The sequence below is a fragment of the Pseudomonas neuropathica genome (assembly GCF_051174785.1).
In the GTDB taxonomy this organism is placed as follows: Bacteria; Pseudomonadota; Gammaproteobacteria; order Pseudomonadales; family Pseudomonadaceae; genus Aquipseudomonas; species Aquipseudomonas neuropathica_A.
The window spans coordinates 1,236,256-1,248,708 of sequence record NZ_CP195111.1; the positions used below are offsets into that span (position 1 = coordinate 1,236,256).

The following is a 12,453-nucleotide window of genomic DNA, read 5'->3' on the forward strand; positions in this document are numbered from 1 at the left end:
ATCAGTCACTTACTGCATTGACTGAGCGGACGCTTTCGCGGGCAAGCCCGCTCCCACAGGGTTTGGTGGTGGATGCAGGTTCAAGTGCACCCACCACGGGCCATTGGATCAGCCTTTTTCGTCAATCCCGGCTTGCAGGATCCGGGTGTCCAGATGCCCGCTCAAGGTGACCGGGCCTACTTTCAGGTTGCCGTTGTCCACGGAAACCTTCGGTGCGTTTTCCTCGGTTTTGTGCGGCAGATCAAGGCCCGCTTTCACGCCGTAGTCACGGTTGCTCAGATCAGTGCTGCTGACCTTCGAACCATCCAGATCGACCTTCCCTTGCGCCGCCGAAACCCGCGCGCCGGTCAGTTGTGTAGCGCCGCCAACCGCTAGGTTCACGCCTTGGCTGGCACTGATCCCGGACGCCTGAGCAACGCCGTCCTTGTGCGCGTACTCACCCTGCGCTTTCAGTGTTGGCTTGTAATCAGTGCCGGCGAGTTTCTCTTTATCGCTCGGTGGATTTTTCTTCGCGGTCAGGCCCAGTTCGACATCGACCTTGGCGTGGCTGCTAGAGTCCCGACGGCTTTCGACGCTCAGATCACTCGCGACCTTGCCGCTGAGATCTTTAGCGTCGATCCGCGCACCCGCCAGCTGCGCATCACCGGCACTGTTCAACATCACATGGTCAGCCTTGATCTGGCTGTTCTGCTGGGTGCTGCCTTGCAGGTAATCCACACCAACCTTGGCCCCGGCATTGAAGCCGTGATCGCTGCTGGACTTCTCATCCTCGGCAGTCGGGGTTTTGCTGCTCAGGTTGCCGCCGGCATTCAGCGCGACATTCCAGTTATTGCGGTGGTCGGTGGACTGCGCCGATTCCTGCACATAGCCGCCCTTCTGCGCGTCGATGCTGACGGTCGGTGCGCTGACTTGCGTGCCTTGCAGATGAATCGAATCACCGCTCAAAACGATGCCGTTCTGGCTGTTGAGTTGGCCACCGGTGAGGGTTTTCGAATCCTCGTTGACCCGACCGATATTGAAGTTGCCACTCAGATTGCCGCCCTGATCACGGCTCTTCTCGCTGCTGGTTTTGCTGCCACCGCCCTTCAAGCCGCCGCCGAGATTACTGCCGGTCGCGGTGTGAGTGTCGGTTGCGGCTTGCAGATCGAGCTTGCCGTCAGCGTGCAGATCGATGGCGCCAGCGCTGTCGATCTTGCTGCCTTGCTGGACTTGATTGCCGCCGCTGCTGAGTTGCACCGGACCGTTGCCGCTGATGTTCGCCACATGGGCCTGCGAGTCAGTGGTTTGCTTGCCGGTGTGATCGAGCTGAAACCCGGCGCCGAGGTCGAGATTGGTACCATCGGTGCCCGGCAAGGTGCCGACCGTCAGCGAGCCATTGCCGCGCAGGCTGCTGTCATTGCTGGTCTGGCGATCGCTGGCCTGATTCAGCGCCAGATCACCGCCAGTGTTAATGCTCACACCGCCCTGCCCGCCGTCGAAACGGCTGCCTTCAAACTGCGCATCGCCGCCGACCTTGATGTTCACACCCTGGCTACCGGCATATCCGCCGACCAGGGCGCTGGAGTTGTCCTTGCTCGACGCACTGCTGCCACCCGCGCCACTGCCGGCGACGTTCACGTCTTCGCCGGTCTTGGTGTAGACGCGCACATCAACCTTGGCATCCACCGCGCTAGCGCTACTGTTGCGCGTGTTGCTCGCAGCATCGGCAAGCAGTTTGTCAGCGCTGATGTTCACTTGGCCGGCGCTGGCGTTGTATTGCGTGCCTTGGTCGTGCAGCGTGCCAGTGGTTTTCACATCGACATTGCCGCCATCAAAACGGCTGACCACAGCGTTGTTGTTTTGCTCGGTTTTGCTGGCACTGCCATGACCGACTGCAACGTCGATACCGACATTCGGCTGACCGAGATTGGCCAGTGAGTCCTTGTCCGGCACCTTGCCGTTGAGCACGTCCTTGACCGCGCCCGCGATCGGCCGGGCGATGTCCTTGTACTCGACGTTGGCGCCGATGTCCGCCGACCAATTGCTGTCGTTGTGCGTGCTGCTTTCGCTGTTGCTGGCCGCGCGATTGTCGATCTCGTTGGCGGCAACATTCAGACCGTTGCCAGCCTTGAGTTGTGCGCCTTCGGTGGCGAGTTTGTCGGCATTGATGGTCAGGCCACCGCTGCTCTGTACACTCGTGGTCTGTGCGGTGGTTTTGCTGGTCGAATCCTGCGCCGTACTGTGGGCGAAATCGACGCCACTGCCGGCACGGTCGAGGCCGCCGGTGTAGTAGAAACCACCGCCGGTGCTGGAGGTGTCGGTGGAGGTTTTGTGGCTGTCTGCTTCGGCCAGCAGCGAGACGTTTTTGCCGCTCAACGTCGTGTCACCAGCGGTGGATTTCACTTCCGCGCCTTTGAGCGTGACGTCACCGCCCGCCTTCACCTGCACACTGCCGCCGCTGAGGCTGGAGCCTTGCTGGGTGACGTCGTTGCGGGTCACGGTTTGCTGTTTGTCTTCGTAGTGAATCCCGGCGCGATACTGCTCTGGCGTCTGCTCTTTGGCGTAAGCATCGAAGCCACGGGTTTGCGTGGTGTCAGTGCTGTCGTGAGTGTTCTGCGCAGAATGCACCTTGATGTCACCCGCCGCGTCGGCGGTCAACGCACCGTCAGCCTTGACCGTCGAGCCAGCCACTGCAATGTCCTTGGCACTCTTGAGCTTGAGGTTGCTGTCGGAAACCAACTCGCTGCGCACGGTGCTGCTGTCTTGGCTGTTCTGCCGCGACTCGTCCTTGGTGATGCCGAAGAACTTGCTGTCCTTGTCGTGGTTGTTGCTGTGCGAGGTGTCCTGCACGCCGTCAATCACCAGCGAACCCTTGTCGCTGATCACGCTGGCGTCGCTGCCGCCACGCACCTGACTGCCGCTGATGCGCACATCGTCAGCCTTGACGATCAGTCTGCCGCTGGCGTTGACCTTGCTGCCCTGATGCTGGGTCTTGCCCTTGTCGGCATCGCCGGTCTTGCCGAAGAAACCACCGCCAACCAGGTCACCTGAATAGCTGTTGTCGCTGCTGCGATTGGTCCGCGTGGCCGTGGTGATTTCCACCTGTTTACCGGCCAGTTGCACATCGCCGGCGCTGCTCAATTCGGCGCCTTCGGAGCGCAACAACGCGGCGGTTTGCAGGGCGATATTACCGGCCTTCAATTGGCTGGTGATGCTGCGCTGCTCTTCGCTGCTGCTGTTCCAATCGGCTTTCCACAGGTGTTTGCGGTGGTTGCCTTGATCAGTCTGGGTGTGGCTTTCAGTGACGGCGGTCAGGCGCAGATCGCCGCTGCTTTGCACGTCGAGATTTTTCGCCGCTTCGACCTTGGCGGCTTTCAGCTCGGTGGCTTTACCGGACGACAACTTGGCGTCGCGACCGGCGATAATCTGGCTGCCATGCTGCCGCGATTCGCTGTCGGTCTGGGTGCGATCGTAAGTTTCCCAAGTGATGCCGATGGTGCTGTTGTTCCAGTTTTCGCGCTTTTCCTGAAGCTTGCGGCTTTCGACCGTCGACAGGGTCAGGTTGCGTTTGGCGTCGAGCGTGACGTCGCGAGCGCTGACATCAGTAGCCGCCAACGTCAGATCCTTGCCGCTGTGCAAACCAACATCGCCCTGACTGCTGCGGATACCGGCACGGGTCGCGTCGAGGCTGTTGGCCACCGCTTCACCGCTGACGCTGAGGTCACCGGCGGAACGAATCTGCACGCCGTCACGCCCGGCCACTTGCACCGCGCCCACCCGCACGCCGGCACCTTCGGCGGTGCTGACAATGTTGATGCGCCCGGCCTGCATCGCGCCGAACAGGCTGGCGTCGATGCGTTGATCACCCGTGTTGCCAGCAGGGTCAACGGTTTTCACCTGACCGCTGGCGTAGTCAACCTGATTGCGCCCGACTGTGAGATTCAGTTGATCGCGCGCAGTAATTGCGCCCTGGCTGTCGATACGCGGCGCGATCAGGTTGATCGAGCCCTCGCCGTTGCGCAGGCCGCCGCTGTGAATCTGCAACTGACCGTTGGCATCGCGGCTGTTCAGGCTTTGCAGTTTGCCGTCATGCAATTCCGGACGACCGACCAGCAGATTGGCGTTCGGCGTGTTGATGAAACTGCCGCCGTTGACCGAGATGCCGTTAGGGTTGGCCAGCACGTAATCGGCAGGCCGTCCGAAGATTTCCTGCGCGCCATTGATGGCGGACGGGTTGCGGCTGATCACTTCGTTGAGGATCACACTCGCCGCCTGGCCTTGCAGTTGCGGGTTGGCCGCCAGTTGCCCGGCCAGTTGCGATTGCCCGGCCTGCAAGGCGTTGTTCAGTACCAGGCCCTGACGGTCGACGTTGTAGTCGAGAAACTGGTTGTGCGACAGGCCCGAACCGTTGGGCGCGACGATGTTGACGATGGGCACACCGCCCTGGGTCTGCAATTGCGCAGTGCCGCCGGGGCCTGGTGCGACCACGACGCCGCCGGCGAGCGCGCTCGGCAGGTGCACGGCGAAGAACAGGCTGGCAATCGCCCAGCGCAATTTGCCCCGAGGCGAAAGATGAAATGCAAAGGTGTGTGCTGGCATAAAAACGTCTCCATGTGAGTACGGCATCACGTTGCGCGTTTAGTCTTGGGCCGTGGCTGACGCGCTCAGATCCGACGGCTGTTTGTTCACTGCGTTGTTCAGATTTGCAGGCCGACTCGCATCAGCCAGGTTTCAGGCTCGTGCTGCAGACCGCTCGGCGTGTTGAGCGCGCGTTGGTAATCGACATCCACTTGCAGGTTTTTCCAGCCCAGATTCAGACCGACACTGGCACCACTCAAGCGCTGACCCTGCGCGCCGTGATCAGCCTTGATCCAGCCGTGGTCGAGGCCCGCGCGCGGGGTGATCTGCAGCGGCCATTCAGTGCGCAAAGGCAAGCGCAAGGTGTTGCGCCAGATCGCGCCGCTGGCGCCGGAAGCACTGCTGACCCGATAGCCACGCACCGCCGAATCGTCGGTGCCGAGCAACTGTTCAATCGCTGGCAACGGGTCCGGGCTGTATTGCAAATTAAGCTGGCTCTGCCACTGCCAGATCTGCGCGCCAAGCTGACCATTGCGCCATTGGCTGAGGCCCGCACGGTACTTGCGGAACTGCGCCTTGGGCAGATTGTTGATCTGCTGCTGTGAATCGTCGTCAGCGCCAAACCAGCGCAGGCCTTGGGCGTAATTGACGTCGAGGTTCCACACCGCGCGGTCGAGCCAGAACAGATTGAGCCCGGCCTCGGCCACGGTCAGGGTCGGGCTCTGAATACCGAGGCGAACGTCTTGCAGATAGCTGTCGACATCCTTGTGCGCCAGTTGCAGGTTGGCGCTGAGCTGTCGGCTCTGGTCGCGCCACAACACACGGTCGGCGCGCAGGCTGACTTGGTCGGTGATGCCGGTGCTGTGGAAGGTCACGCTCGGCAGTTTGAACGGCGCGCGGTATTCGGCGTGGCTGGCGAACACGCTGTAGGTCCAGTAGCCGTAGGGGATCGCGTAATACAGGCTGGCATTGCGGCTGTAGCGGTCACCCTGATTGAGCGTGTCACTGGCGCTGATGCTCAACAGGTCGTTGAGTTGCAGCGGGCTGTCGAGACTGAGGCTGACGGTGTCGCGGTCACGCCCGGTGCTGGCGCTGCCGAGGTTGTCGAAACCGGCATTCAAGGCCCACCGCGAATGCGCGGAGGTGCGTGAGCGCAGGATGATTCGCGAGGCGCCGGGCTGGCTGCCGGGAGCGATGTCGGCGGTGAGATCGACCGAGCGCAGGCGATTCAATTGATCGAGGCCTTGCTCCAGATCGCGCAGGTTCAGCGGCTCGCCGAGCATTCCCGGAAACGCGCCGCCGAGGGAAACCGGCAAGCTCTGATCGGCCAGTTCGATGGACTCGATGTAGCCTTCGTCAACGCGGATATCCAGTGACTGCCCCGCTGCCGGAGCGCTGACCAAGTATGGACGGCTGGCAATGTAGCCCTTGTCGACATAGCTCGCGGTGATGGTCGCCAGCAGATGATTGATCTGGCCGACGCCCATGCACGGCGCCAGCAGCGGTTTGATCCGCGCATTGAGCTTGTCGCTGTCGATCAGCGTGACGCCGCCGACGCGCGTGCCGCTCAGCGGCCAGCAACGTTCATCGGGGGCAACGGTTTGCGGGATGGCCGGGGTGAGCGGCGCCGAACCGAACGCGCCGCGCTCTAACTGCCGCTTCCTTTGCTCAAGTTGCAGTTGTTGCAGATCGCGTTGCTGCTGTTGTTGCTGGCGCAGCACTTCCTGGCCCGGCGCGACAGATTCGGCGGCTTCAATCGAGGAGGCACAGACACTCAACACAAAGGCCGACAACAGCGGGCAACGCGTGGAACAACGACGAAAAACAGCGCGAAACGGAAACGGCACGCAACATCCTTGCGATCATCAAATGGCGTAATGCCATGTCATCAATGATCGTGATAGTCGGAGCCCTCCTACACAAATGCAAGACGCTTCCTACAGCGCTTACATTTCTTAAACAATTGCTTTGCCTGGCTTTATTGTCAGCAGCAAGGCCACGGCACTGCACGCTATCAGGGTTTCCCCGAGAGCTTGAAACCAGCCGGCGAGCATCAGCCCCGCGCCGATCAGCAGGTAATACATCAATCCCAACAACGCCCCGGCGGTGCCCAACCGATCCGCGTAATTCGCTAACGCCGAACCGAGCACGTTCGGAATAGCCAGGCCAAACGCCAACACCACCAACAGCATCGGCAGGACGAACGCGACACTGTTTTGCAGCGACCACACGCCCATACCACCGAACAACGCGCTACCGCCCGCGAAGCGAATCAATTGCATGGGGTTGAAGCCGGCCGTTATTAAACGCCGGTTGAGCCATGCTCCAAAACCTGAGCCCAGCGCGAGGATGACGCCGCTGAAACCGAACACGCTGGCGCTTACGCCCAATCGCTGAAACATGAATGGAGCGAGGCTGTAATAGCTGAACAGCGCGACGTTGAACGAGGCAATCCACAGCGCCGAGCGCCAGATACCCAGGTCACGCAGCATGCGCCCGAGGGTTTCGAACAGACCGACATGGCCGGTTGGCGCTGTCCGGGTTTCCGCCAGGTTGTACCAACTCCATAGCCACAACAGCGTTGCCAGCACCAGCAACGCAGCAAGCACACCGCGATAGCCGAAGGCCTGAACCAGACTGGCTCCAGTGAACAAACCAATCGCCGGACTGGCCGCCAGCGCCATGCCCACCAGGGAAAACACCTGCGCCAGTTCTGTGCCTTTGAAGCGGTCGCGCAGCACCGTTTGTGTGACCACCGAGCCCACCGCCGCACCGAAAGCCGCCAACATCTGCGCCAGTAACAAGCCGTTGAAACTGCTGACCCGCAGGCCGATAAGTGTTGCAGCGACGTAGATCACCAGACCCGCGAGCATCGCCGGGCGTCGACCGATGCGATCACACAAACGCCCCCACACCACCACCCCGACGGCAAACGCGAGGAAATACACCGACAAGGTCTGCGCGGCGGCTTGCGGGCCAACGTTAAACACCCGCCCGATATCACCGAGCGCCGGGCTGTAGAGGGTTTGTGCGATCTGCGGAAACATCAGCAGCGCAATCGCCAGCCACAGAAAATGTCTGTTGTTCATTCGTCATCACTCCTCGCATTAAGCCGCCGAGGAGTTTAATAATCGGTGAGTGGCGTATTATCCGAATCCTGCCAATTTATCGATGAAATCGGACAACCCATGGCTTGGCTCGATACCCACGCAACATTTGACGCTGATCGCTTTCAGGCACCGGTAATCGGTATCGCCTCGACCCTGGGCGATCACGACTCCGGTTTGCACCGACATCAACGCGGGCAGCTGCTGTACACGCGACAGGGTTGCACGCGGATTACCCTGGCGCAGCAACTGTGCCTGCTGCCGCCGTCGCGGGCGGCGTGGATTCCGCCGGGTGTCAGCCATCGCGCGGTGATGCAGCAGAGTGTCGATTACCGCTCCATCTACTTGATCCCCGAGCTGTGCGCCAAGCTGCCGCAACAAGTCTGCGTGATCGAAGTCAGCCCTTTGTTGCGCGCCGTGCTCGAACCGATGGCGCTGGCCGATTTCGCCAGCGATTGGCAGCAGGGCAAATTCGCCCACCTGCTCGGCCTGTGCCTGAGCGAAATCGCGGAAGCGGCGCAGCAACCGCTGTTGTTGCCGTTACCTCAGGACAAACGTCTGGCGCCATTGCTGAAAACGCCCGGACGGCTGCCGCCGGAGCTGCAAGTGCTGGAGCAGCAGATCGGCGCCAGCAGTCGCACCATCGGGCGGATCTTCCAGCGCGAAACCGGCATGAGTTATCAGCAATGGCGCCAGCAGTGGCGCTTGATGCGCGCGATGGAATTGCTCGCCACCGGACGCAGCCTGAGTTACTGCGCTTTCGAAACGGATTTTGCCAGCGACAGCGCCTTCATCGCCTTCTTCAAATCCATGACCGGCAGTACACCGGGCCGCTGGCTCACGTGAGTAACTGACGATCGGCGTCAGAAATCATTTGCGACCAAATATTACCTACGTCATATTACAGCGGTAATAACGATCCGCTTACTCAGGTAAACCGCCATGACCAGCATGCCTCCCCTCGAACCTGTTGTGGTGAAGACCAAGCCGCCCCTGCTTAAACGTCTGTTGCTTCCCGGTGCGGGCTTGCTCGCGCTGATTTTTGTCGGCGTTTACGCCGCACATTGGTGGGGCACCGGGCGCTTTCTCGAAGAAACCGACGATGCCTATATTGGTGGCGACGTCACGGTGATCGGGCCGAAGGTCGCCGGTTACATCGACGAAGTGCTGGTCGCCGACAACCAGCATGTGAAGGCCGGCGATGTGTTGATTCGACTCGACGCCCGCGACTATCGCGCCAACCTCGCCAAGGCCGAAGGCGCCGTCGCCGCCGAAGAGGCGCTGCTGGCCAACCTCGACGCCACCGAACAATTGCAACAGGCGGTGATCGGTCAGGCCCGCGCCGGCATCGACGCCGCCGGGGCGGAAACCGCACGTTCACGGGACGACAACGCACGCTACAAACACCTGGTGACGACCAATGCCGTGTCCGTAGAAAGCGCACAACGCGCCGACGCCACCTTCAAAACCGCGCAAGCCCTCAGCGCCCGCGCCCAGGCCGAACTGCTGGCCGCGCAACGCCAACTGGCGGTGATCGACACGCAGAAACAACAGGCCCGCGCCGCCCTTCAGCAAGCCCGCGCCGAACGCGATCTGGCTCAATTGAACCTCGGCTACACCGAACTGCGCGCACCGATCGATGGCGTGATCGGCAACCGTCGCGCACGGGTCGGCGCCTATGCGCAGGCCGGTTCACAACAGTTGTCGGTGGTGCCGGCCAGTGGTTTGTGGGTCGATGCCAATTTCAAGGAAGACCAATTAGCGCGGATGAAACCCGGGCAACGCGTGAGCATCCGCGCCGACGTCCTTTCCGGTCAGGAATTCCACGGCCGCCTCGACAGCCTCGCCCCCGCGACCGGCTCGCAGTTCAGCGTTTTGCCGCCGGAAAACGCCACCGGCAACTTCACCAAAATCGTCCAGCGCGTGCCGGTACGGATCCTCCTAGATCCGGCCGACGGCGTGCTCGGTCACTTGCGTCCGGGCCTGTCGGTGACGGCAGAAGTCGACACCCGCGCACAACCTGAAATCAGTGCCGTGGCCGTTGCGCCATGAGCGCTACCCTCGCCGCCCCGGCGCAGCCGTTCAACGCGGCGGACATGGCCACCGCGACCAAGGTGTTCGCCTTCGCGACCATGTGCATCGGCATGTTCATCGCGCTGCTGGATATCCAGATCGTCTCGGCGTCGCTGCGCGATATCGGCGGCGGACTGTCCGCCGGCACCGACGAAACCGCGTGGGTGCAGACCAGTTACCTGATCGCCGAAATCATCGTGATTCCACTGTCGGGCTGGCTGTCGCGGGTGTTTTCCACACGCTGGTTGTTCTGTGCTTCGGCGGTCGGTTTTACCCTCGCCAGTTTGCTCTGCGGCGTGGCCTGGAACATCCAGAGCATGATTGCCTTTCGGGCCCTGCAAGGTTTTCTCGGCGGCTCGATGATCCCGCTGGTGTTCACCACGGCGTTCTTTTTCTTCACCGGCAAACAACGGGTGATTGCCGCCGCGACCATCGGCGCAGTCGCGTCACTCGCGCCGACATTGGGGCCGGTGATCGGCGGCTGGATCACTGATATTTCCTCGTGGCACTGGCTGTTCTATATCAACCTGGTGCCGGGGATTTTCGTTGCCGTGGCAGTGCCGATGCTGGTGAAAATCGACCAGCCGGAACTGTCGCTGCTCAAAGGCGCGGACTATCTGAGCATGGTCTTTCTGGCGCTGTTTCTCGGCTGCCTGGAATACACCCTCGAAGAAGGCCCGCGCTGGAACTGGTTCAGCGATCAGACCATTCTGACCACCGCGTGGATCAGCGGCCTCGCCGGATTGGCTTTCATTGGCCGCACCTTGCACGTGGCCAATCCGATCGTCGATCTGCGTGCCTTGAAGGATCGCAACTTCGCCCTCGGCTGCTTCTTTTCGTTCGTCACCGGTATTGGCCTGTTCGCAACGATTTACCTGACGCCGCTATTCCTCGGCCGGGTGCGCGGCTACAGCGCACTCGACATTGGTCTGGCGGTTTTCTCCACCGGCGTGTTCCAGATCATGGCGATTCCGCTGTATGCCTTTCTGGCCAATCGCATGGACCTGCGCTGGATCATGATGATCGGTCTGGGGTTGTTCGCGGTGTCGATGTGGGAATTCAGCCCGATCACCCACGACTGGGGTGCCGGCGAGTTGATGCTGCCGCAAGCGTTGCGCGGGATTGCCCAGCAACTGGCGGTGCCGCCAGCGGTGACGTTGACCCTCGGAGGGCTGGCACCGGCACGTTTGAAGCATGCGTCAGGGTTGTTCAACCTGATGCGCAATCTCGGCGGGGCGATTGGTATTGCGGCGTGCGCGACGATTCTCAATGACCGCACCAACCTGCACTTCACGCGGTTGGCGGAACACTTGAACAGCAGCAATGAAGCGATGAATCAGTGGCTGGCGCAGGTCGGCGGCAACCTTGCAACGCTGGGCCAGAGCGGCGACGTTGGAGTTACCGCCAGCCTGCGCCAGTTGTGGCTGCTGACTTACCGCGAGGCGCAAACCCAGACCTACGGCGATACCTTTTTGATGATCGGGGCGTGCTTCGTCATCGCCACCGCGATGGTGCCCTTGATGCGCAAGGTGCAACCACCGGCGGCGCCGAGTGCGGATGGGCATTGATGCCTATTCTGAAACTATCCACCGCCCCCTGTGGGAGCGAGCTTGCTCGCGAATACGGTGTATCAGGCAACAATTTAGCGACTGATACATCGCTTTCGCGAGCAAGCTCGCTCCCACAGGGGTTATGCGTTGAGGCTTAAGCCTGTGGGACTTTGCGGAAGCCCACCGCCAGGCGATTCCAGCTGTTGATGGTGTTGATCGCCATGCTCAGGTCGACCATTTCTTTCGGCGTGAACTGCGCCGCGACCACGTCGTAATCTTCGTCCGGGGCGTGGGTCAGGCTCAGTTGCGTCAGCGATTCAGTCCACAACAGCGCGGCGCGTTCGCGGTCGCTGAAGAACGGCGCTTCACGCCAAGCGGTGACCGCGAACAGCCGGCGCGGGGTTTCGCCGCCCTTGATCGCATCGGTGGTGTGCATGTCGATGCAAAATGCGCAGCCGTTGATTTGCGAAGCGCGCAGCTTGACCAGCTCGATCAGGGTCTTTTCCAGCGGCAGTCTGGAAACGGCAGTTTCCAGGGCCATCATCGCTTTCAAGGCATCTGGGGAGGCGGTGTAGAAATCGGTACGAGGTTGCATGGTAGCTCCGGGTAGCAAGTGAATGTGTGGCTACGTTAGCCCTCACACCCGGTTCGACAAATAGCCAATATTCCAGAAGATCAGTAGGCCACTCGGTTGCACCGTTGACCGCTCGTCAGCCGTCCGGCACCAACGGTTCTGCGTATCAGACCAATATCAGGTACAGACCCTTTGTGGAGACGGATCATGATCACGCGCAAACTCACCTCGTTATTGCTCGCCGGCCTGCTGGCCACGGCATCGGCCGCCAGCTTCGCCGCCAATGACGGCGCTGACGCTACCGGCACCAAATCCGGAGGCCCGACCAGCACAACTACGCCGCCAGACAACACGCCGGGCGCGCCTTCCGGTGGTAGCGGTTCTTCGGGTATGGGATCCGGGACTGGCACCAATGGCGGGGCCAGCGGTTCGGGCTCGGGGGCTGGCGGCGGCACTGGTTCGGCCGGCGGCGGGACTGGCGGCGCGGGCGGAGGCACTGGCGGCTGAACGAACAAGAGCCATCCGTGGTGAAGACCCTTGATTGTTTGGGTATTCACATAACCTTGGCCTGATGAAAATCCCTGTGGGAGCG

At 61.4% G+C, this 12,453-nt stretch carries 8 protein-coding genes; 4 read left to right on the forward strand and 4 right to left on the reverse strand.

Annotated features, from left to right (window positions below; genetic code table 11):
* Positions 1 to 108: 108 nt before the first annotated feature.
* From ACRRSD_RS05595 to ACRRSD_RS05605, 3 genes are all read right to left on the reverse strand, one after another.
* A complete protein-coding gene (locus ACRRSD_RS05595) occupies positions 109 to 4,578 on the reverse strand; it encodes a hemagglutinin repeat-containing protein (RefSeq protein WP_435037432.1) in 4,470 nt (1,489 codons plus the stop codon).
* Between the two features lie 98 nt (positions 4,579 to 4,676).
* The gene (locus tag ACRRSD_RS05600) at positions 4,677 to 6,404 is read right to left on the reverse strand and encodes a ShlB/FhaC/HecB family hemolysin secretion/activation protein (protein WP_435037433.1); all 1,728 of its coding nucleotides are present in this window, start codon (positions 6,402 to 6,404) and stop codon (positions 4,677 to 4,679) included.
* Between the two features lie 108 nt (positions 6,405 to 6,512).
* Positions 6,513 to 7,646, reverse strand: coding sequence for an MFS transporter (locus ACRRSD_RS05605; RefSeq protein ID WP_435037434.1), 1,134 nt, complete (start codon positions 7,644 to 7,646; stop codon positions 6,513 to 6,515).
* A gap of 99 nt (positions 7,647 to 7,745) precedes the next feature.
* Between ACRRSD_RS05605 and ACRRSD_RS05610 the strand changes: the two genes are divergently transcribed.
* The 3 genes from ACRRSD_RS05610 to ACRRSD_RS05620 all read left to right on the forward strand — a co-directional run bounded on the left by ACRRSD_RS05610 (position 7,746) and on the right by ACRRSD_RS05620 (position 11,305).
* Positions 7,746 to 8,510, forward strand: coding sequence for an AraC family transcriptional regulator (locus tag ACRRSD_RS05610; RefSeq protein ID WP_435037435.1), 765 nt, complete (start codon positions 7,746 to 7,748; stop codon positions 8,508 to 8,510).
* Positions 8,511 to 8,606: 96 nt separating this feature from the next.
* Entirely contained in the window at positions 8,607 to 9,716 is a 1,110-nt protein-coding gene (locus ACRRSD_RS05615; protein ID WP_435037436.1) for an HlyD family secretion protein, read from the forward strand.
* Positions 9,713 to 11,305 (forward strand): DHA2 family efflux MFS transporter permease subunit, encoded by a 1,593-nt coding sequence (locus tag ACRRSD_RS05620; protein WP_435037437.1) that lies wholly within the window; start codon positions 9,713 to 9,715, stop codon positions 11,303 to 11,305. Before ACRRSD_RS05615 ends, ACRRSD_RS05620 begins: the two co-directional genes overlap by 4 nt.
* A gap of 136 nt (positions 11,306 to 11,441) precedes the next feature.
* Here ACRRSD_RS05620 and ACRRSD_RS05625 read toward each other — a convergent pair whose 3' ends face one another.
* The gene (locus ACRRSD_RS05625) at positions 11,442 to 11,882 is read right to left on the reverse strand and encodes a carboxymuconolactone decarboxylase family protein (protein ID WP_435037438.1); all 441 of its coding nucleotides are present in this window, start codon (positions 11,880 to 11,882) and stop codon (positions 11,442 to 11,444) included.
* A gap of 186 nt (positions 11,883 to 12,068) precedes the next feature.
* Between ACRRSD_RS05625 and ACRRSD_RS05630 the strand changes: the two genes are divergently transcribed.
* Positions 12,069 to 12,368: a hypothetical protein gene (locus tag ACRRSD_RS05630; RefSeq protein ID WP_077573787.1), complete on the forward strand. Its 300-nt coding sequence runs from the start codon at positions 12,069 to 12,071 to the stop codon at positions 12,366 to 12,368.
* Positions 12,369 to 12,453 lie beyond the last annotated feature (85 nt).

Coding starts and splice junctions, on each gene's coding strand:
- ACRRSD_RS05605 (WP_435037434.1), bottom strand. CDS start 7,646: ATGAACAACAGACATTTTCTGTGGCTGGCGATTGCGCTGCTGATGTTT.
- ACRRSD_RS05610 (WP_435037435.1), top strand. CDS start 7,746: ATGGCTTGGCTCGATACCCACGCAACATTTGACGCTGATCGCTTTCAG.
- ACRRSD_RS05620 (WP_435037437.1), top strand. CDS start 9,713: ATGAGCGCTACCCTCGCCGCCCCGGCGCAGCCGTTCAACGCGGCGGAC.
- ACRRSD_RS05615 (WP_435037436.1), top strand. CDS start 8,607: ATGACCAGCATGCCTCCCCTCGAACCTGTTGTGGTGAAGACCAAGCCG.
- ACRRSD_RS05595 (WP_435037432.1), bottom strand. CDS start 4,578: ATGCCAGCACACACCTTTGCATTTCATCTTTCGCCTCGGGGCAAATTG.
- ACRRSD_RS05625 (WP_435037438.1), bottom strand. CDS start 11,882: ATGCAACCTCGTACCGATTTCTACACCGCCTCCCCAGATGCCTTGAAA.
- ACRRSD_RS05630 (WP_077573787.1), top strand. CDS start 12,069: ATGATCACGCGCAAACTCACCTCGTTATTGCTCGCCGGCCTGCTGGCC.